The 20,573-nt window shown below is 70.9% G+C and carries 18 protein-coding genes; 10 read left to right on the plus strand and 8 right to left on the minus strand.

Features of this window, described 5'->3' with window-relative positions; all coding sequences use genetic code 11:
- Positions 1 to 117 precede the first annotated feature (117 nt).
- On the plus strand, positions 118 to 2,892 hold the full coding sequence (locus K311_RS0112110; protein WP_161627317.1) for a M16 family metallopeptidase: 2,775 nt from the start codon (positions 118 to 120) through the stop codon (positions 2,890 to 2,892).
- A 5-nt stretch (positions 2,893 to 2,897) separates the two neighbouring features.
- Here the strand turns inward: K311_RS0112110 and K311_RS0112115 are convergent, their stop codons facing one another.
- On the minus strand, positions 2,898 to 3,470 hold the full coding sequence (locus K311_RS0112115; protein ID WP_026817533.1) for an alpha-ketoglutarate-dependent dioxygenase AlkB: 573 nt from the start codon (positions 3,468 to 3,470) through the stop codon (positions 2,898 to 2,900).
- A 96-nt stretch (positions 3,471 to 3,566) separates the two neighbouring features.
- Here K311_RS0112115 and cfa point away from each other — a divergent pair, with 96 nt between their 5' ends.
- Both cfa and queD read left to right on the plus strand, forming a co-directional pair.
- Positions 3,567 to 4,727 carry a cyclopropane fatty acyl phospholipid synthase gene (cfa, locus tag K311_RS0112120; RefSeq protein WP_051240086.1) on the plus strand — a complete coding sequence of 387 codons (1,161 nt, stop codon included), beginning with the start codon at positions 3,567 to 3,569 and terminating at the stop codon, positions 4,725 to 4,727.
- A gap of 59 nt (positions 4,728 to 4,786) precedes the next feature.
- The gene (gene queD, locus K311_RS0112125) at positions 4,787 to 5,146 is read left to right on the plus strand and encodes a 6-carboxytetrahydropterin synthase QueD (protein WP_026817535.1); all 360 of its coding nucleotides are present in this window, start codon (positions 4,787 to 4,789) and stop codon (positions 5,144 to 5,146) included.
- Here the strand turns inward: queD and K311_RS17840 are convergent.
- From K311_RS17840 to K311_RS16805, 5 genes are all read right to left on the minus strand, one after another.
- Positions 5,143 to 5,781: a TetR/AcrR family transcriptional regulator gene (locus K311_RS17840; protein ID WP_081683443.1), complete on the minus strand. Its 639-nt coding sequence runs from the start codon at positions 5,779 to 5,781 to the stop codon at positions 5,143 to 5,145. The genes queD and K311_RS17840 overlap by 4 nt on opposite strands.
- Complete coding sequence (locus tag K311_RS0112135) at positions 5,778 to 8,897, minus strand: efflux RND transporter permease subunit (protein ID WP_026817536.1); 3,120 nt, start codon at positions 8,895 to 8,897, stop codon at positions 5,778 to 5,780. The genes K311_RS17840 and K311_RS0112135 overlap by 4 nt, the downstream gene beginning before the upstream one ends.
- 3 nt (positions 8,898 to 8,900) lie before the next feature.
- Complete coding sequence (locus K311_RS0112140; RefSeq protein ID WP_026817537.1) at positions 8,901 to 10,073, minus strand: efflux RND transporter periplasmic adaptor subunit; 1,173 nt, start codon at positions 10,071 to 10,073, stop codon at positions 8,901 to 8,903.
- Between the two features lie 153 nt (positions 10,074 to 10,226).
- Complete coding sequence (gene bioD / locus K311_RS0112145; protein ID WP_026817538.1) at positions 10,227 to 10,913, minus strand: dethiobiotin synthase; 687 nt, start codon at positions 10,911 to 10,913, stop codon at positions 10,227 to 10,229.
- On the minus strand, positions 10,910 to 11,668 hold the full coding sequence (locus tag K311_RS16805) for a TMEM175 family protein (RefSeq protein WP_051240089.1): 759 nt from the start codon (positions 11,666 to 11,668) through the stop codon (positions 10,910 to 10,912). Before K311_RS16805 ends, bioD begins: the two co-directional genes overlap by 4 nt.
- A gap of 125 nt (positions 11,669 to 11,793) precedes the next feature.
- Between K311_RS16805 and K311_RS0112155 the strand changes: the two genes are divergently transcribed.
- The 3 genes from K311_RS0112155 (at position 11,794) to rnk (ending at position 13,270) form a co-directional block, all read left to right on the plus strand.
- Positions 11,794 to 12,300, plus strand: coding sequence for a GAF domain-containing protein (locus tag K311_RS0112155; protein ID WP_026817539.1), 507 nt, complete (start codon positions 11,794 to 11,796; stop codon positions 12,298 to 12,300).
- Between the two features lie 2 nt (positions 12,301 to 12,302).
- Positions 12,303 to 12,746, plus strand: coding sequence for a TfoX/Sxy family protein (locus K311_RS0112160; protein WP_043798126.1), 444 nt, complete (start codon positions 12,303 to 12,305; stop codon positions 12,744 to 12,746).
- Positions 12,747 to 12,871: 125 nt separating this feature from the next.
- Positions 12,872 to 13,270, plus strand: a complete 399-nt coding sequence (gene rnk / locus K311_RS0112165; protein WP_026817541.1) for a nucleoside diphosphate kinase regulator — start codon at positions 12,872 to 12,874, stop codon at positions 13,268 to 13,270.
- Between the two features lie 3 nt (positions 13,271 to 13,273).
- On the opposite strand, the gene K311_RS0112170 is transcribed toward rnk, so the two are convergent.
- Both K311_RS0112170 and glmS read right to left on the minus strand, forming a co-directional pair.
- Positions 13,274 to 13,852, minus strand: coding sequence for an LOG family protein (locus tag K311_RS0112170; RefSeq protein ID WP_026817542.1), 579 nt, complete (start codon positions 13,850 to 13,852; stop codon positions 13,274 to 13,276).
- A 68-nt stretch (positions 13,853 to 13,920) separates the two neighbouring features.
- Positions 13,921 to 15,744, minus strand: a complete 1,824-nt coding sequence (gene glmS / locus K311_RS0112175; RefSeq protein WP_026817543.1) for a glutamine--fructose-6-phosphate transaminase (isomerizing) — start codon at positions 15,742 to 15,744, stop codon at positions 13,921 to 13,923.
- 199 nt (positions 15,745 to 15,943) lie between these two features.
- Here glmS and K311_RS0112180 point away from each other — a divergent pair, with 199 nt between their 5' ends.
- From K311_RS0112180 to K311_RS0112195, 4 genes are read left to right on the plus strand one after another with little or no spacing between them, the layout of a single operon-like run.
- Positions 15,944 to 17,212 (plus strand): efflux RND transporter periplasmic adaptor subunit, encoded by a 1,269-nt coding sequence (locus K311_RS0112180; protein WP_026817544.1) that lies wholly within the window; start codon positions 15,944 to 15,946, stop codon positions 17,210 to 17,212.
- 43 nt (positions 17,213 to 17,255) lie between these two features.
- Complete coding sequence (locus tag K311_RS0112185) at positions 17,256 to 18,002, plus strand: ABC transporter ATP-binding protein (RefSeq protein WP_026817545.1); 747 nt, start codon at positions 17,256 to 17,258, stop codon at positions 18,000 to 18,002.
- 10 nt (positions 18,003 to 18,012) lie between these two features.
- Positions 18,013 to 19,323, plus strand: a complete 1,311-nt coding sequence (locus K311_RS0112190) for an ABC transporter permease (RefSeq protein ID WP_026817546.1) — start codon at positions 18,013 to 18,015, stop codon at positions 19,321 to 19,323.
- A gap of 8 nt (positions 19,324 to 19,331) precedes the next feature.
- A complete protein-coding gene (locus K311_RS0112195) occupies positions 19,332 to 20,564 on the plus strand; it encodes an ABC transporter permease (protein ID WP_026817547.1) in 1,233 nt (410 codons plus the stop codon).
- The last annotated feature ends 9 nt before the right edge of the window (positions 20,565 to 20,573 follow it).

Here is a 20,573-nt window from a genome sequence, read left to right on the forward strand (position 1 = left end):
TTAACGAAGGAATCTGACCCCAGTTGTTAACCCGGGGTGTCAAAGACTTACGGCAGGGTTGCCCGGGCGGCGGCGGAACGTAATCTGGGGCCCGATTTCGCCACCGGGGAACCCATGATGCGTCGTCTCGTCCTGGCGGCCGCGCTCGCCGCGCTGCTGCCCAATGCCGTTTCCACCGCCACCGCCGCGAATTCGCCGCGCTCCGGTTCCGCCGTCGCCGCGGTCGCGCCGATCGACATCGAATCGCTGCGCATCGCGCACGAGACCTTCGTGCTGCCGAACGGCCTGACCGTGATCGTGCACAGCGACCACAGCGTGCCGCTGGTCGGCGTCAACGTCTGGTACCACGTCGGCTCGCGCAACGAGCAGCGCGGCCGCACCGGCTTCGCGCACCTGTTCGAGCACTTCTTCTTCAACGGCAGCGAGAACTACCCGCACGGTTTCCGCGAGGCGATGGACGACCTCGGCGCCAACAACCGCAACGGCACCACCAACGGCGACCGCACCAACTTCTTCGAGGACGTGCCGGTGTCGGCACTGGAGCGCACGCTGTACCTGGAAGCCGACCGCATGGGCTTCCTCGCCGGCAACCTCAGCGACGACATGCTCGAACGCGAGCGCGGCGTCGTGCAGAACGAGAAGCGCCAGGGCGAGAACGCGCCCTACGGCCGCGTCTTCGGCCGCCTGGTCGAAACCATGTATCCGTACTCGCATCCCTACAGCTGGTCGACGATCGGCAGCATGGAAGACCTGCAGGCGGCGACGATGGACGACATCCGCCGCTGGTACGCCGACTGGTACGGCCCGAACAATGCGGTGCTGGTGCTCGCCGGCGACATCACCGTCGAGCGCGCGAAGGAACTGGTGACGAGGTATTTCGGCGGCATCGCCCCCGGCGTGCCGGTGGCGCGCCAGGAACGCTGGGTGCCCGAGCTCGACGCCGACATCCGCGACCGCATGCAGGACCGCGTCCCGCAGACGCGCATCTACCGCACCTGGCACGTGCCGCCGTTCGGCGACCGCGAGGCCCACGATCTCGAACTGTTCGCGGAAGTGCTGTCGGGCAGCGAAAGCTCGCCGCTCGACCGCGCCCTCGTCTACGGCAGCGGCAATGCGACCCGGGTGTCCGCGTCGATCATGGCCAGTGAGCTTTCCGGTCTGTTCATGGTCACGGCCGACGTGAAGCCGGGCGTCGACCCGGCGGTCGTCGAGGCGGAACTCGACGCGGTGCTCGAGGCGGCACTGACCCGGGCGCCGACGCGCGCCGAACTCGACCGCGCCCGTGCCCGCGAGGTGTCGGGTTTCGTCCGCGGCACCGAACGCCTCGGCGGCTTCGGCGGCCGCTCCGACGTGCTCGCCCAGAGCATGACCTACCTCGGCAGCGCCGACGGCTACCTGCAGCGCTTCCGCAACTTCAGTGCGGCGACGCCGGAAAGCGTGCGCGCGACCGCCGCCGCGTGGCTGCGCAAGCCGAGCTACACGCTGCAGGTCGATCCGTTCCCGCCGCTGCGCGCGGTCGCCGGTGACGTCGACCGCAGCGTGCTGCCGGCGCTCGCCGACGCGCCCGCCGTCGACTTCCCCGACGTGCAGCGCGCGACCCTCGGCAACGGCATCGACGTGGTGCTGCTCGAGCGGCATTCGACGCCGCTGCTGAACATCGCCCTCGTCACCGACGCCGGCACCGCCGCCGACCCGGCGGCCGCCCCGGGCACCGCGACGATGGCGCTGAACCTGCTGCTGAAGGGCACCACCCGCCGCGACGCGTTCCGCATCGCCGACGACCGCGACGCCCTCGGCGCCACCCTCGGCGTCGGCAACAGCCTCGACCAGTCCTTCGTGCGCATGACCGCACTGCCGGCCAACCTGCGCGCCTCGCTGGACCTGCTCGCCGATGTCGCCCGCAATCCCGCCTTCCCCGACGACATGGTCGACCTGCAGCGCGAACAGCAGCTGGCGATGATCGGCCAGAGCCGGGCCAACCCGGGCGCCGCCGCGAACCGCCTGCTGCCGACCCTGCTCTACGCCGAAGGCAGCCCGTATGCGCAGCCGGGTGGCGGCCTCGGCACCGAGACCGCGGTCGCCGGGCTGGACCGCGCCGCGCTCGCGGCCTGGCACCAGCAGTGGTTCGTGCCGGCGAACACGACGCTGATCATCGCCGGCGACATCACGATGGACGCGCTGCTGCCGGCGCTCGAGGCGAGCTTCGGCGACTGGCGCGGCGGCGCCGCACCGTCCAAGCCGGCCGCGGCCGGCAATCCCGCCGCCGGCGGCCGGATCTACCTGGTCGACAAGCCGGGCGCGCCGCAGTCGGTGATCGCCGCCGCGCACGTGACCTCGGCCCCGGGCGCGCCGGAGGACCTCGCGCTGGAGACGGTGATCCGCAATTTCGGCGGCATGGCCACCTCGCGCCTCAACCGCAACCTGCGTCTCGAGAAGCACTGGTCCTACGGCGCTTCCGGCTTCGTCAGCGGCAGCCGCGGGCAGCGCACGTTCGCGGTGTTCGCCCCGGTGCAGACCGACCGCACTGTCGACTCGATGCGCGAGGTGCTGCGCGAGATCGAGGGCGTGGCCGGTGCGCGGCCGATCGCCGGCGAAGAGTTCGAGAGCATCCTGCGCAGCCAGGTCGCGCGCCTGCCCGGCCGCTTCGAAACGCTGGATTCCCTCGTCGCCGCGGCGACCGACATCGTCAACACCGGCCGCGACCCGGCCTATTACGACGACTACGCCGCCAACATCGCCACGCTGACACCGGAAGCCTTGAACGCCGCCGCCGCGGCGACGGTGAAGCCGGACGGGCTGACCTGGGTCGTCATCGGCGACCTGAAGCAGATCGAAGCCGGTATCCGCGCGCTGGGCTGGGGCGAGGTGGTCGTGCTGCCCGCGGTGCCCTGACGCCCCTATCTGCGGCATCGGAAGACGGCACTGATCCGCGGCCCCGCCGCGGATCGTGTCTTCGGGATCCCGTGTTCGTGCGTGCGCTGCGAGAAGTGGCTCATCACCAGCAGGCTTCCGGGCTGCAGGTCGATCGCGATGGCGCGGCTGCCCGGCCGTTTCGACTTCACCAGCATCCTGCGCGCGGCGCCGAGCGACAGCAGCGCGATCGGCTGGCCGTCGACGATCGTGTGCAGCTTGTCGCCGTGCATCGCCACGCTGTCGCGGCCGTCGCGGTACAGGTTGAGCCCGAGCGACGTGTAGGGCGCCGGCGCGCGCGATCGCACCACCGCCGCCATTTCCGCGACCACCGTCGCCAGCGGCGCCGGCAGCCGGTCGAGGTCGTGGCGCGCGAGCAGGCGCGGCACGTCGACGATCCGCTCGTACATCGGCCGCTGCACCGATTCCCAGGCGACGCCGTCGTGCAGCACCGCGAACCACCGGGCGGCGACATCGGCCGCGACCACATCCGGGAAATAGCGGATACCGCCTTCGTCGTCGGCGACGATGGTTTGCGGCTGGCCGGCGAACAGATCCATGCGCCCATCCTGCAGGCCGGCCCGTCCCGATCCCGAGAATGGCATTGCCGCGCCCGCTTCTCGCCTTCTTGACACCCGCCGCGCGACCTTCACGCCATGCATGCGGGCCTGCACAAGCCGGAAACCGCACGCCGTTCGGCCCGGGTCGACGGGCGGTTCCGCGCGCTGCTCGCCGAGGCCGGCATCACCGTGAACGGCCGGCGCCCCCACGACCTTCGCCTGCACGATCCGGCCGTGCCGGCGCGCGTGCTCGCCCAGGGCTCGCTCGGCCTCGGCGAGAGCTACATGGACGGCGGCTGGGATTGCGACGACCTCGACGGCATGCTCGCCCGCCTGCTCGAGGCGCGCCTGCATGAACGCGTGCGCGGCTGGGCCGACCTCGTGGCCGGCGTGCAGGCGGCGCTGCTGAACCTGCAGTCGCGGCGGCGGGCGTGGGAGGTCGGCCGCCGCCACTACGACCTCGGCAACGACCTGTACGCGGCGATGCTCGGCCGGCGCATGGTCTACAGCTGCGGCTACTGGCGCGACGCCCACGGGCTCGACGCGGCCCAGGAAGCCAAGCTCGACCTGGTCTGCCGCAAGCTGCAGCTGCGCCCGGGCCTGCGTCTGCTCGACGTCGGATGCGGCTGGGGCGAGATGCTCCGTTACGCCGCCGAGCGCCACGGCGTCGCCGGGGTCGGGATCACCATCTCGGAGGAACAGGCGGCCTACGCCCGCGAACTCTGCCGCGGCCTGCCGGTGGAGATCCGCCTGCAGGACTACCGCGACCTGCGCGAGCGTTTCGACCGCATCTGCTCGATCGGCATGTTCGAGCACGTCGGCGTGCGCAACTACGGCGCCTATTTCGCGATGCTCGACCGCTGCCTCGCCGCCGACGGCCTGAGCCTGCTGCACACGATCGGCCGCAACGCCGCCGCGAACCGCACCGACCCGTGGATCGCCCGCTACATCTTCCCCAACTCGATGCTGCCTTCGGCGAGCCAGATCGCGGCCGCCGCGGAAAGCCCGGGCGAAGGCCGGCTCGTGCTCGAGGACTGGCACGGCTTCGGCCCCGACTACGAGCGCACGCTGCTGGCCTGGCGCGCCAACATCGAGGCCGCCTGGCCGCGGCTGCCGGCGCGCTACGACGAGCGCTTCCGGCGCATGTGGCGGTTCTATCTCGCCGCGAGCATCGCCGGGTTCCGCGTGCGCCACCTGCAGCTCTGGCAGCTGGTGTTCTCGCGCGGGCTGCGCGGCGGCTACGTCGCGCCGCGCTGAGGCCGGCTCGATGCAGGGCCGGAGTACAATTCCGCCCCGTTCACTCCGACGCCGCCCCCATGGACATCTTCAAGGTCTTCCGCATCGAGGCGGCGCACCGCCTGCCGAACGTGCCGCCGGGGCACAAGTGCGCGCGCCTGCACGGGCATTCGTTCGCGGTCGAGCTGCACGTGGCCGGCGAACCGGATCCGCACAGCGGCTGGATCATGGATTTCGGCGACATCAAGGCGGTGTTCGCGCCGCTGTACGAGCAGCTCGACCACCACTACCTCAACGAGGTCGAAGGCCTCGACAACCCGACCAGCGAAAACCTCGCGCGCTGGATCTGGGATCGGCTGAAACCGGACTTGCCGGCGCTGTCGGAGGTCGTCGTGCACGAGACCTGCACCTCCGGCTGCCGCTACCGCGGCCCGCGCTAGAGGCCCAGCGCGACGAGCCCGTCCTGCAGTGCCGCGCGCAGTTCGGCGCGGTCGGCGGCGGGATCGCGGATCGCATAGACCACCACGCCGTCGATCAGGCAGCGCAGCAGCATCGTCCGCTGCTGCAGCGCGCGCGGGTCGAGGGTCCTGCCCTTCGCCGCCGCGGTCCGCGCGACGAGCGCCGCGAAGTCCGCCTGCATGTCCTGTTCCTGGCTCGACACCATCGCCGCGATGTCGGGGTCGCGGGTGGCCTCGGCGCTGACCTCGAGGAACAGCGCCGGGTCGAACTCCACCGGCGCGCCGCTGCCGCGGCGGCGGGCGTCGATCGCTTCGAGCAGCAGGTCCACCAGTTCCCCGCAGTCGGCTAGCCGGCCGAGGACCTCGTTGCGGCCCTCGCGCTGCGAGTCGGTGATCTCGCGGATGATCTCCGCCTTGCTGGCGAAGTAGCGGTAGATCAGCCCCTGGCTGACGCCGGCGGTCTCGGCGATCGCCGCCATGCCGGCGCCGTGGAAGCCGCGCTCCGAGAAGCAGCGGCGCGCCGCCTCGAGGATGCGCGCGCGCTGCGCCTCGGCGCGCGAGCCGCTGCGCGCCGGCACCGGCGCCGACAACCGCTGCGGCCCGCGTGGCCCGCTCACGCCGCGTGCTCCCGACGGGCCACCAGCCGGCGCACCGTCACGAAGAACAGCGGGATGAAGAAGATGCCGAGGAAGGTGCCGAACAGCATGCCGCCGATCACGCCGGTGCCGATCGCCTTCTGCGCACCCGAACCGGCGCCGGTGGCGATCGCCAGCGGCAGCACGCCGAAGCCGAACGCGATCGAGGTCATCAGGATCGGCCGCAGGCGGTCGCCGATCGCGGCGAGCGTCGCCTCGACCAGGCCCATGCCCTTCTCGACGTTCGCCTTCGCGAACTCGATGATCAGCACCGCGTTCTTGCTCGACAGGCCGACGGTGGTGAGCAGGCCGACCTGGAAGTAGACGTCGCGCTCGAGCCCGCGCAGCCAGGTGAACAGCACCGCGCCGAGGATGCCCAGCGGCACCACCAGCAGCACCGACGTCGGGATCGACCAGCTTTCGTACAGCGCCGCCAGGCACAGGAACACGATCAGCAGCGACAGCGCGTACAGGATCGGCGTCTGCGCGTCGGCCACGCGTTCCTGGTACGACGCGCCGCTCCACTGCAGCGAGAAGCCCTGCGGCAGCTCGGCGGCCAGCCGCTCCATCTCCGCCATCGCCGCACCGGAACTCACGCCGGGCGCCGGCTCGCCGGTGAGGTTGACCGCCGGCACGCCGTTGTAGCGCTCCAGGCGCGGCGAACCGTATTCCCAGTGCGTGGTCGCGAACGCGGTGAACGGCACCATCTCGCCGGCGCGGCTGCGCACGTACCACTGCGAGAAGTCCTCCGGCACCATGCGGAACGGCGCGTCGGCCTGCACGTACACGCGCTTGACGCGGCCGCGGTCGATGAAGTCGTCGACGTAGCGTCCGCCCCAGGCGACCGACAGCGTCGCGTTGATCTCGGCGATCGACACGCCCAGCGCTTCCGCGCGCTCGGTGTCGACGTCGATGCGGAACTGCGGCGTGTCCTCCTGGCCGTTAGGGCGCACGCCCTGCAGTACCAGCGGGCGCTGCGCGGCGGCGCCGAGCAGCTGGTTGCGCGCCGCCATCAGCGCCTCGTGGCCCTGGCCGGTGACGTCCTGCAGGTAGAGGTTGAAGCCGCCGGAGGTGCCGAGCTCCATCACCGGCGGCGGCGCCACCGGGAACACCATCGCGTCGCGGATCGGCGCGAACGCGCCCCAGGCGCGGCCGAGGATCGCCTCGACGCTGGACTCCGGCGTCGTGCGCTCGTCCCACTCCTTCAGCTTCACGAACACCATCGCGTTGTTCTGGCCGCTGCCGGCGAAGCTGAAGCCCTGCACCGCGAACACCGACTCGATGTGCTCGGCCTCGTTCTTCATGTAGTGGTCCTCGACCAGCTGCATGACGTTGGCGGTGCGCTCCTGGGTGGCGCCGACCGGGGTCTGGATGATCGTGAACAGCACGCCCTGGTCCTCGTCCGGCAGGAACGACGACGGCACCGACTTGTAGATCCAGCCCATCGCGATCGCCAGCGCGACGAACAGCACGAGGAAGCGGCCGCTGCGCTTGAGGATGCCGCCGACCGCGCCCTGGTAACGGCGCTTGCCGGTGTCGAACGTGCGGTTGAACCAGCCGAAGAAGCCGGTCTCGCCGTGGTGTTCGCCCTTCTTCAGCGGCTTGAGCATCGTCGCGCACAGCGCCGGCGTCAGCACGATCGCGACCAGCACCGACAGCGCCATCGCCGAGACGATGGTCGCGGTGAACTGGCGGTAGATGACGCCGGTGGAGCCTTCGAGGAAGCCCATCGGCACGAACACCGCCGCCAGCACCAGGCCGATGCCGACGAGGGCGCCGGTGATCTGGTCCATCGACTTGCGCGTGGCCTCGACGGGGCTCAGGCCCTCCTCGCTCATCACGCGCTCGACGTTCTCGACGACGACGATCGCGTCGTCGACCAGCAGGCCGATCGCGAGCACCATCGCGAACATCGTCAGCATGTTGATCGAGAACCCGAACGCCAGCAGCACGCCGAGCGTGCCCAGCAGCACCACCGGCACCGCGATCGTCGGGATCAGCGTCGCGCGGAAGTTCTGCAGGAACAGGAAGATCACGCAGAACACCAGCACCACCGCCTCGAGCAGGGTCTTCACGACCTCGTGGATCGAGACGCGCACGAACGGGGTGGTGTCGAACGGGGTGACGACCTTCAGGCCCGCCGGGAAGGTCGGGCGCAGCTGCTCCATCAGCGCCTGCACGCCGTCGGCGGTCTGCAGCGCATTGGCGCCGGTGGCCATCATCACGGCGACGCCGGACGCCGGCTTGCCGTTGTAACGGCTGACCACGCCGTAGGCTTCCGAGCCGAGTTCGACGCGGGCGATGTCGCCGAGCCGCAGCACGGAGCCGTCGCTGTTGCTGCGGATCACGATGTCGCGGAACTGCTCCGGCGTCTGCAGGCGGTCGTTGCCGGTGATCGTGGCGTTGATCTGCTGGCCGTCGATCGCCGGGGTGCCGCCGAGCTGGCCGATCGCGACCTGGGCGTTCTGCGCCTGGATCGCCGCGATCACCTCGCTCGGGGTCAGCCGGTAGGTGTTGAGCTTGCCCGGGTCGAGCCAGATGCGCATCGCGTACTTGCCGCCGAACACCTGCACGCCGCCGACCCCAGGTACACGGCTCAGCGGATCGACGATCGTCGACGACACGTAGTCGCTGATGTCGTTGCGGTCCATCGAGCCGTCTTCGCTGACGAAGCCGAGCACGAGCAGGAAGCCGGCGCTGGCCTTGTTCACGCCGATGCCCTGCTGCTGCACGATCTGTGGCAGCAGTGCGGTCGCCAGCTGCAGCTTGTTCTGCACCTGCACCTGGGCGATGTCCGGATCGGTGCCGGACTTGAAGGTCAGCGTCACCGAAACGGAACCGTTCGAATCGCTGGTCGACGACATGTAGTCGAGGCCGTCGAGGCCGGTCATCGCCTGCTCGATGATCTGCGTCACCGAGTTCTCGACCGCCTGCGCGGACGCGCCGGGGTAGGAGGCGTTGATCGTCACCGACGGCGGCGCGATCGTCGGGTAGCGCGAGATCGGCAGCCGGGTCAGCGCCAGCGCGCCGGCCAGCATCACGATGATCGCGATCACCCACGCGAAGATCGGGCGATCGATGAAGAAGCGGGCGAGCATCGGTCAGCCCTCCGTCGGCGCGGGCGTGCCGGCCTCGACCGCCGGCGCCGCCTCGCTGCCGCGCTCGACTGCGGTGGCCGGGGCGCCCGGCTGCACCTTCTGCAGGCCCTCGACGATCACCCGGTCGCCGGCCTGCAGGCCGGATTCGATCAGCCACTGGTCGCCGACCGTGCGGCTGGCGACGACGGTGCGCGCCTCGACGATGCCTTCGGCGTTCACGACCAGCGCGGTGGCATTGCCCTTCGGATCGCGGCTGATGCCCTGCTGCGGCGCGAGGATGCCGTCCTGGCGCTGGCCCATCGCCACCGCCGCGCGCACGTACATGCCGGGCAGCAGCAGGTTGTCCGGGTTCGGCACGCGCACGCGCAGCGCGTAGCTGCCGGTGCCCGGGTCGACGGTGACGTCGGCGAACTCGAGCTGGCCGGCGTGCGCGTATTCGCTGCCGTCCTCGAGCAGGATGCGCACCGGCACGGCGCCGTCCTGCGACAGCCGGCCGGCCTCGATCTCGCGGCGCAGCTGCAGCCATTCGCTGCTGGACTGGGTCAGGTCGACGTAGACGGTGTCGAGCTGCTGGATCGTCGCCAGCGGCGCTTCCTGGTTGGCGGTCACGAGGGCGCCCGGGGTGACGCTGGACTTGCCGATGCGGCCGCCGATCGGGGCGACGATGCGGGTGTAGCCGAGGTTGACCTCGGCGGCGCGCAGCGAGGCGCGCGCGGCGGCGACTTCGGCGGCGGCGGCAGCGGCGGCGGCCTGCACCGTCTCGTTGTCCTGGGCGCTGACGAGGTTGCTGCCGACCAGGCGGGTCGAACGCACGGCGGCCAGGCGGGCCGATTCCGCGGTCGCCTCGGCGCGCGCCAGGTTGGCGCGGGCGGTGTCGGCGGCGGCGCGGTAGCTGGCGTCGTCGAGCTGGTACAGCGGCTGCCCGGCGGCCACGACGCTGCCTTCCTCGAACAGGCGGCGCTCGACGATGCCGGTCGCCTGCGGGCGGACCTCGGCCACCAGCACTGGTACGGTGCGGCCGGCGAGTTCGCGGGTCAGCGACACCGGCTGCGCCTTCAGGGTGACGACGGTGACGGCCGGCGGCGGCGGCGACGGCGGCGCTTCGGGTTCACCACCACAGGCGGAAACGAGCAGGCAGCCGGCCAGCGCCGGAGCAAGGAGTCGGAGACGGGCCATCGGAGATCTCGAATGGGGCGAGCCGGGCAGCGGGCCGGGCACGGCGGTGAATGAACGGTCACTCATTTTCTTCACGACGCTGCGCAAGTCAAGGCCCGGAAGGGCGATGACCGGCCTGGAGGCCACGCCCGGATGCCGCGATGAAGCTGCCGTTCAGGTTCCGGGAAAGCCCGTCGGGAGCCTGTCGAGCTTCGGCGCGGCCTCCGGTGACCACGGCAGCACGCCCAGGCACGGGGCCGGCAGCGCCGCCGTCAGCAGCTGCAGATAGTCGGCATGGAATCGCCCCGGCGGCTCCACCGCATTGCCGATCCAGCCGGCGAGGCGGCAGCCGTCGGCCAGGACCGCGGCCGCGGTGAGGCGGGCATGGCTGAGGCAGCCCAGACGCAGGCCGACGACCAGCACCACCGGCAGCTGCAGCGCGCGCACGAGTTCCGACTGCTCGAAGGGGCGGCCGTCCGGGTGGTCGCCGAGCGGCGCCAGCCAGCCGCCGACGCCCTCGACGACGACGTGGTCGGCGCCGGCGGCGAGCTCGTGGAAGGCGGCGACCAGCGGCAGCAGCTTCGGCACCACGCCGGCGAGGCGGGCGGCGATCTGCGGCGCCGTGGCTTCGGGCAGCGCATAGGGGTTGACCAGCGCGTAGTCCGGGCGTGGATCACTGGCCGCCTGCAGCGCCAGCGCATCTTCGTTGCGCAGGCCGTCGGCGGTCGCGATGCAGCCGCTGGCCACCGGCTTCATGCCGACCGCGCGCGCGCCCTCGCGGCGCAGCGCATGCAGCAGCGCGACACTGGCGACGGACTTGCCGGCGCCGGTGTCGGTGCCGGTGACGTAGACCGCGCTCACCCCGCCTCCCCTTCCGCCTGCCGCCGGCGCAGGCGCCGCTCGGCGCCCACCACGTAGGCCGGAATGGCGACGCCCAGCAGCATGTAGACGAACATCGGCAGGCCCGCCGTCACCGGCGCGGCCTGCGGCGACGGATAGCGCAGCAGCCAGCCGGCGATCAGCACGCTGATCAGGCCGGTACCGGCGAGGATGCCCTGGATCGTCATCTCGACCCGGGTGCCGTGCCGCTCGAGCGCGTCGAGCTGCAGCGCGTCCGCGCGCGCCAGCGCATGCCGGTTCAGCAGCCACAGCAGGCCGGCGAGTGCACTGAAGCCGAGCCCGTAGACGATGAAAGCCGTCTGCAGGTCGACCATCATGTCCTGCGACGAGAAACTCATGTCCGCCGGCACCCAGCCGCCGGTCAGCAGATGCAGGCCGCTCGCGATCACGATGCGCAGCGGATACACGTAGATCATCACCACCAGCACGAAGGCCATGCTGAGCACGGTCGCCCGCGCATCCTCGAGCCCGAAGCGCCGGCTCCAGCGGTTGTGCGCCGCCCAGAACATCGCGATCAGCACGAAGCAGGCGACGAACACCGGCGTACGTTTCAGCGCCTCGCGCAGTTCGGCGAAACTCCCCGGCAGCTCGTCGCCGGCGATCACCAGCAGGGTCAGCGCGAACGCGAACGCGGCGTCGACGAAGGTCTCGAGCCGCGTCACCGACTGCCCGCGCAGCCGGAACCCGTCCTCGCGCGGTAGCTCATCCAGCTTCATCGAACCCCCAGACTCCGTAGGATCGCCTCCAGGCGCGATGCCCTTCCCGCACCACCCCCACCACACCGACGAGTCTACCGACCCCCGCTGCTACACTGCCCCTCCCCCGCAATCCGCCGACGCCGATGTTCCATGCCGAAGCCCTGAGCGGCGACAAGCCCGCCCGATACGCGCAACTGCTCGAACAGGCCCGCGGCCTGATGCACGGCGAGCCGGACCGCATCGCCAACGCCGCGAACCTGTCGTCGCTGGTGTTCCACGCGCTGCCGGACCTGAACTGGGTCGGCTTCTATTTCTTCGACGGCCGCGAACTCGTCGTCGGGCCTTTCCAGGGCCGCCCGGCCTGCGTGCGCATCGCCCTCGGCCGCGGCGTCTGCGGCAAGGCCGCGACGACCCGCGAAACGCAGCGGGTCGCCGACGTGCATGCCTTCCCGGGCCACATCGCCTGCGACGCCGCCTCGCGCTCGGAACTGGTGGTACCGCTGTACCTCGACGAGACCCTGGTCGGCGTGTTCGACCTCGACAGCCCGATCCCGGACCGCTTCGACGCCGATGACCAGCACGGTCTCGAGGCGATCGCCGCGGCCTTCCTCGAATCGATGCAGGCGGCGTCCGCGCCGCAGGGAGAGTGACGATGGATTCCGGCACCAAGCTGCGCAACATCGGACCGAAGTCGGCGGCGTGGCTGCGCCAGACCGGCATCCGCACCCACGAGGACCTGGTCGCCGCCGGTTCGCTGGCCGCGTACGTGCGCGTCAAGCGCGCCGGCTTCAAGCCGAGCCTGAACCTGCTGTACGCGCTCGAGGGCGCGATCATGGGCTGCCACTGGCAGGAGATCCCGGAAGAACGCCGCAATGCCCTGGTCGCCGCGGCCACCGAGGAAGTGGCGAAACTGCCGTTGCCGAAGAACAAGCGCAAGCCGGTGCCGGGCGCGGTGACCACGGTCGAATACGCCCGCGAGGTGCGCGACGACGATGCCGGCGACGACGACGCCGATCGTGGTGGCGACGGCTTCGATGACGGCGACGCCGAAGACGGCCTCGACGCCCCCGGCGAAGGCCGCGGCGAGGCGGACTGAACCCGCCTGAACACACCTCCCGGGCGAGGTTGACCCGGCCGCCGGCAAGCGCGACGATGCGGACAAATCGATATCACCTGCGAGGCGCGGCCCCCCGCGCCTCGCTGCTTTTCCGGAGACCCGAGATGTCCACGCTGCCGCCGATCATCCTGTCCACCCGCGACCTGCCGCGCCTGGAGTCGATGCTGGAAAACGCCACCGGGCCGGTCGCCGAGGCGCTGGAGGCGGAGCTGGTGCGCGCCGACGTGCGCACGCCGGACGCGCTGCCGGCCGACGTGGTCACGATGAACTCGCAGGTCGTCTGCGTCGACGACGCCGGCAATTCGCAGACCGTTCGCCTGGTCTTCCCGAACGAGGCCGATGCCGCGACCGGCAAGGTCTCGGTGCTGGCGCCGGTCGGTGCCGCCCTGCTCGGCCTCACCGCCGGCCAGGCGATCGAATGGCCGCTGCCCGGCGGCCGCACGACGCGGATGCGCGTCGAGAAGGTGCTGTACCAGCCGGAAGCCGCCGGCGAGCCGGGCTGAGTCCTAGCGCACGACCGCGTAGTTGCGGGCGTCCTCGCGCCACTTCGGGGTCGCGCGGATCGTCGGCAGCACGTCCTCGACGCGGTCGACCAGCGCCCACATCGCCGCGTGCTCCGGATTCATGAAGCGCTCGGCGATCACCTGTTCCATGAAGCCCTGCAGCGGCGCGTAGAACCCGCGCACGTTCAGCAGCACGATCGGGTTGAAGTAGATGCCCAGGCGCTTGAGGGTGATCGCCTCGAACAGTTCCTCGAGCGTGCCGCAACCGCCCGGAAGCGCGATCACCGCGTCGGAATCGGTCAGCAGCCTGTGCTTGCGCTCGCGCATGTCCTCGACGAGTTCGAGGTGGGTCAGGCCCGGGTGGCCCCATTCGAGGTCGGCCATGAAGCGCGGCAGGATGCCGATCACCTCGCCGCCGGCCGCCAGGGCGCCGTCGGCAAGTGAGCCCATCAGCCCCTGCGAACCGCCGCCGTAGACGACGCTGCAATGGGCGAGCGCGAGCGCCTCGCCGAGTTCGCGGGCGGCCTGGTGGAATTCCGGCGCGACGCGGGCGCTGGAGGCGGCGTAGACACAGATGCGCATGGGCGGGCCTCGAAGCAGGGGCGCCATTGTGCCACCCGCGGCCGTCGCCGCGGCCGGCGCGGCGCCGCTCACTCGACGGTGACGGACTTCGCCAGATTGCGCGGCTGGTCGACGTCGGTGCCGCGCAGCACGGCGACGTGGTAGGCCAGCAGCTGCAGCGGAATCGTCGACACCACCGGCGCGGCGATCTCGCCGGCCGCCGGCAGCACGACCACGCGCGCGGCGTCGAGCCCGTGCGCGACCGTCTCGTCGACGAAGGCGTAGAGCTTGCCGCCGCGGGCGCGCACTTCCTCGAGGTTGGACTTCAGCTTGTCGATCAGGCGGTCGTTCGGCATCACCGCGATCACCGGCATGCTGTCGTCGACCAGCGCCAGCGGTCCGTGCTTGAGTTCGCCGGCGGCGTAGGCCTCGGCGTGGATGTAGCTGATCTCCTTGAGCTTGAGCGCGCCTTCCATCGCCACCGGCCAGTGCGTGCCGCGGCCGAGGAACAGCGCGTCCTGCTTGCTGGCGAAGGCCTCGGCGAGCTCGCGGATCTCGTCGTCGAGCTTCAGCGTCTCGACGATCAGCGCCGGCAGGTGTTCGAGCTGGCGCACGCCGTCGGCGTAACGCTCGCCATCGAGACCCTTGGCGCGGCCGAGCTCGAGCGCGAACAGCGCCAGCGCGACCAGCTGCGTGGTGAAGGCCTTCGTCGACGCGACGCCGATCTCCGGGCCGGCGCGGGTCATCAGCACCAGCTTCGACTCGCGCACGATCGACGATTCCGGCACGTTGCAGACGGCGAACTGCGCGTGATAGCCCTTTTCCTTCGCGAGCTTCAGCGCCGCCAGCGTGTCGGCGGTCTCGCCGGACTGCGAAATCGTCAGGAACAGGGTGCCGTCCTGGACCACCGGATCGCGGTAGCGGTATTCGCTGGCGATCTCGGTCGTGCACGGCACGCCGGCCAGCTGCTCGATCCAGTAACGCGCGACCAGGCCGGCGTGATAGCTCGTGCCGCAGGCGATGATGTGCACCGCGCGCGTCTGCGCCAGCAGCTGCTCGGCGTCGACGCCGAAGATCTGCGTCAGCACCTTGCCGCCGGCGATGCGGCCCTCGAGGGTGTCGGCGACCGCCTGCGGCTGCTCGTGGATCTCCTTGAGCATGTAATGGGCGAACTCGCCGCGCTCGACGGCATCGGCGTTGAAGTGCGATTCCTTGACCTCGCGCTGCACCTCGGCGCCGCCGACGTCGAACACGCGCAGGCTGTCGCGGCGGACCTCGACGACGTCGCCTTCCTCGAGATAGATGAAGCGGCGGGTCAGCGGCAGCAGCGCGTGCACGTCCGAGGCCAGGTACTGCTCGCCCTCGCCGAGGCCGGCGATCAGCGGGGCGCCGTAGCGCGCGCCGATCACCACGTCGGGTTCGCGCGAGGAGACGACCGCGATCGCGTAGGCGCCGTGCAGGCGCTTCACGGTGTCCTGCACCGCCTGCAGCAGGGACAGGCCGCCGCGCTGGGCGCGTTCGACCAGATGCGCGATCACCTCGGTGTCGGTCTGCGACACGAACTCGTAGCCCTCGGCGCGCAGCTCCTCGCGCAGCGGCGCGTGGTTCTCGATGATGCCGTTGTGGACGACGCTGACGTGCCCGGACACGTGCGGGTGGGCATTGATCTCGCTGGGCACGCCGTGGGTCGCCCAGCGGGTGTGGGCGATGCCGCAGTGGCCGTCGAGGCCGGTCTCGACCTGCAGCGCCTGCAGGTCGCGCACCTTGCCCTTCGCGCGGATGCGGGCGATGCCGTCGGCGGCGACCATCGCCACGCCGGCCGAGTCGTAGCCGCGGTACTCGAGCGAGGCGAGGCCCTGGATCAGGTGGTGGACGATGTTGCGCTGGGCGCTGATTCCGACGATTCCGCACATAGGTCTGGGCTTTCCCCTGTAACGATCGGACGGAGTTTACGGGAATCCGGACCGACGCCCTGCTCCAGTGCGCCGCGGACGTCCGCCGGACGCCGGCGGACGCCCATCCCCAGCCGAGTTGCCCTTTCATTTCAATGCCTTGCGGTTGGCACGGGTCCTGCATCGTAGGCCCCGGACGCCTCCACCCGCAGGGAAGACCATGATTCGCGACACCTCCGCCCAGGACCGCAGCATCCAGCCGGCCGCCGCGCCGCGCAGCCGCCGCCCCGTCGTGTTCGCCTCCGCCGGCATCGTCGGCGTGCTGCTGCTCGGCTGGGCGATGTCGGGCTGGCTGGACAGCGCGCGCTCGGTGTCCGGCGAGCGCCTGCGCTTCGCCGAGGTGACCCGCGGTACCCTCGTGCGCGACGCCGCGGTCAACGGCCGCGTCGTCGCCGCCGTCAGCCCGACCCTGTACGCCCCGGCCGGCGGCACCGTCGCCCTGAAGATCCAGGCCGGCGACACCGTGAAGCGCGGCGACGTGATGGCGGTGATCGATTCGCCGGACCTGCAGAACGAACTCGAGCGCGAGCGCGCCACCCTCGTGCAGATGGAGGCCGAGGTCGCCCGCCAGCGCATCCTCGCGCAGAAGGCCAGCCTGCTCGCCCGCCGCGAGGCCGACGACGCCGAGGTCGTGCGCCTGGCCGCCAGCCGCGACCTGCAGCGCGCCGAGCGTGGCTACGAACTCGGCGCGATCCCCGAGGTCGACCTGCTGCGCGCCCGCGACGCGATGGCCAGCGCCGAGATCCGCGCGAAGCACGCGGCGACCGCTTCCGGCCTGGAATCGCGCGACGTCGAACTGGCGCTGCGCACGCAGGAGCAGCTGCTGGCGCGCCAGCGCCTGGTGTTCGCCGACATCGAGCGCCGCGTCGACGAGCTGAACGTGCGCGCGCCGGTCGACGGCATCATCGGCACGCTGAACATCGTCGACCGCGCGGTGGTCGCGCAGAACGCGCCGCTGATGACGGTGGTCGACCTGTCGCAGCTGGAGGTCGAGCTGGCGATTCCGGAGACCTATGCCGAAGACCTCGGCCTGGGCATGTCCGCGGAAGTGCGCATCGGCGCCGTCAACGCGACCGGCAAGATATCGGCGATTTCGCCCGAGGTCGTGAGCAACCAGGTACTGGCACGCGTGCGCTTCGACGGCGAGCAGCCGCCGGGCCTGCGCCAGAACCAGCGCGTCTCGGCGCGGGTGCTGTTCGAGGAACGTCCCGACGTGGTCATGGTGACCCGCGGTCCGTTCGTCGAGGCGCACGGCGGCCGCTTCGCCTACGTGATGGACGGCGACGTCGCCGTGCGCACGCCGATCACCCTCGGCGCCACCAGCGTTTCCGCGGTCGAGGTCAGCGCCGGCCTGCAGCCGGGCGACCGCGTCGTGATCGCCGGCACCGACAACTTCCGCGACGCCGAGCGCGTCTCGGTCAACGAATGATCCCTCCCCGACCCACGCCCCACGCCCCGAGAAGGACGCCGCCATGCTGCGCATGAACAACCTGAGCAAGGTCTACCGCACCCACATGATCGAGACGCACGCGCTGCGTGGCTTCGACATCCACGTCAAGGAAGGCGAGTTCGTCGCGGTCACCGGCCCGTCCGGCTCCGGCAAGACGACCTTCCTCAACATCGCCGGCCTGCTCGAGGAGTTCAGCGGCGGCGAGTACTGGCTCGACGGCGTCGACGTCCGCGGCCTGGACGACGGCAAGCGCTCGCGGCTGCGCAACGAGAAGCTCGGCTTCATCTTCCAGGGCTTCAACCTGATCCCCGACCTGAACCTGTTCGACAACGTCGACGTGCCGCTGCGCTACCGCGGCTTCGGCGCCGCCGAGCGCCGCAAGCGCATCGAGGAAGCGCTGGCCCAGGTCGGCCTGGCCTCGCGCATGAAGCACTACCCGGCCGAGCTGTCCGGTGGCCAGCAGCAGCGCGTGGCGATCGCGCGCGCGCTCGCCGGTTCGCCGAAGGTCCTGCTCGCCGACGAACCGACCGGCAACCTGGACACGCAGATGGCGCGCGGCGTCATGGAACTGCTCGAGGAGATCAACGCCGGCGGCACCACGATCCTGATGGTCACGCACGACCCGGAGCTCGCCGCGCGCGCGCACCGCAACGTGCACATCATCGACGGCCAGGTGTCCGACCTGACCCACGAAACCGCGCGCAGCCTCGCCGCCGCGGTCGCCGCCACCCGTGCCGAAGCCGGCGCCGAGCCCGGCCCGCGCGCCTGAGGAGGTCGACATGTTCACCTACTACCTCGGCCTGGGCTTCCGCAGCCTGCGCCGCAATCCGGTGCTGACGATCCTGATGGTGCTGACGCTGTCGGTCGGCGTCGCCGCCAGCATGACGACCCTGACCCTGCTGCACGGCATGTCCGGCAACCCGATCCCGGGCAAGTCCGACCGCCTGTTCGTGCCGCTGCTCGACAACGGTCCCGGCGAGGAGCTCGACGGCAGCGGCGAGCCGCCGCGCCAGGTCAGCCACACCGACGCCGTCAACCTGTGGGACCAGGCGAAGGGCGCGCTGCAGACGCCGCTGTACGGCATCGGCCCGGCGATCGACTCCGGACGCGCCGACCTGCCGCCGTTCTTCAGCAGCGGCGTCGCCGTCGGTCGCGACTTCTTCGCGATGTTCGACGTGCCCTTCCTGCACGGCCAGGCCTGGAGCGCCGACGACGACCGCCGCGGCGCCGCCGTCGTGGTCATCGGCCGCGAGCTGTCGGAGCGCGTGTTCGGCGCCGGCGTGAACGCGGTCGGGCAGACGATCCGCATCTCCGACGTCGACTACCAGGTGATCGGCGTCGTCGACACCTGGAACCCCGTGCCGAAGTTCTACCGCCTGATCGGCAACAGCTCGTTCTCGGAGTCCGAGGACGTGTACATGCCGTTCCGCACCGCGGTGAACCGCGAGCTGCAGGTCAACGGCAGCATCGACTGCAGCAGCGAGTCCGGCCCCGGCTTTCAGGGCCTGGTCGCTTCCGAGTGCGTGTGGATCCAGTACTGGGTCGAACTCGAGAGCGCGTCGAAGCGGCAGGAGTACGCCGACTACCTGAACGCTTACATCAACGAGCAGAAGGCACTCGGCCGCTATACGCGCCCGGTCAACTTCCGCCTGTACGACGTCATGGAGTGGCTGGACTTCAACGAGGTGGTCAGCGACGACACCCGCACCTCGACCTGGCTGGCCTTCGCCTTCCTGCTGGTGTGCCTGGTGAACACCGTCGGCCTGCTGCTCGCGAAGTTCAGCGCCCGCCCCGGCGAGATCGGCGTGCGCCGCGCGCTCGGCGCGACCCGCCGCGACGTGTTCACCCAGTACCTGACCGAAGCCGGCGTGATCGGCCTGGTCGGCGCCGGCGTCGGCCTCGGCCTGACCTTCGGCGCGCTCGCCTACATCCGCGCGCTCGACGAAAGCATCGCCCTGGTCACCCGGATCGACGGCGCGATGCTCGGCACCGCCGTCGCGCTGTCGATCGCCGCCAGCCTGCTCGCCGGCCTGCTGCCGACCTGGCGCGCCTGCCAGGTGGTGCCCGCCCTGCAACTCAAGAGCCAGTGAGGAACGCCATGGAAATCCGTCCGATCATCTCCGCGATGATGCGCAACAAGACCGCGCCGCTGCTGATCGCGGCGCAGGTGGCGCTGACGCTGGCCATCGTCTGCAACGCGCTGTACATCATCCGCGACCGCCTCGCGACCGCCGCGCGCCCGACCGGCGCCGACGAGCGGAACCTCAGCGAGATCCGCTTCTATCCGCACCGCCAGATCAGCGACATCAAGGAAATGCAGCGGCGCGACCTCGAGGCCATCCGGGCCGTGCCGGGCGTCGTCTCGGCGACCTGGGTGAACCAGATCCCGCTCGGCCAGTCGAGCTGGAACTGGGGCGGCCTGGTCGCCGAGCGCGGGCAGACCGAAAGCTCGGTCAGCGCCACGTTCTATTTCGACGGCCAGGGCGAGTCGGTCGTCGACGTGTTCGGCCTGAACCTGATCGAGGGCCGCAACTTCACCCCGGAGGAGTACATCGAGTACAACCCGGCGGTCGAACGTCGCAACCCGGACGTCGTGATCGTCACCCGCGCGCTCGGCGAGGCGCTGTTCCCGGGCGAGACCAGCTTCGCCGGCCGCACGTTCTACCTGGGCAACAGCCCGGACGCGTCCGCGGTGCGCATCGTCGGCGTGGTCGAGAAACTGCAGAGCCCGAGCGCGCCGGCGAGCGACCGCGCGGAGAGCAGCATGATCGGTCCGATCCACTACCTGGACCCGTTCACCCGCTACGCGGTCCGCACCGAGCCCGGCCAGCAGGACCGGGCGATGACGGCCGTCGAGGAAGCGCTGCTGGCGCTGCGCAACGACCGTGTGCTGCTCAACCGCCGCACCTTCGCCGAAGCCCGCGAGAGCCGTTACTCCGGCGAGAACCTGATGGCCGGGCTGCTGATCGCGGTCACGGTGTTCCTGCTGATGATCACCGCCAGCGGCATCGTCGGCATGGCCAGCCTGTGGGTGAACCAGCGCCGCAAGCAGATCGGCGTGCGCCGCGCCCTCGGGGCGATGAAGCACGACATCCTGCGCTACTTCCTGGTCGAGAACGTGCTGATCACCACCGGCGGCATCGTCGTCGGCCTCGGCCTGGCGCTGGCGCTGAACAACTTCCTGGTCGGCGAGCTGGAGATCCCGCGCCTGCCGGTCGCCTATCTCGGCGTCACGATGGTGGCGATGTGGGTGCTCGGCCTGCTCGCGGTCGCGGGCCCCGCCTGGCGCGCCGCCGCGGTGCCGCCGGCGACCGCCACGCGCACGGCCTGAGTTAGGCTA

The organism is Arenimonas composti TR7-09 = DSM 18010 (assembly GCF_000426365.1).
Lineage (GTDB): Bacteria > Pseudomonadota > Gammaproteobacteria > Xanthomonadales > Xanthomonadaceae > Arenimonas > Arenimonas composti.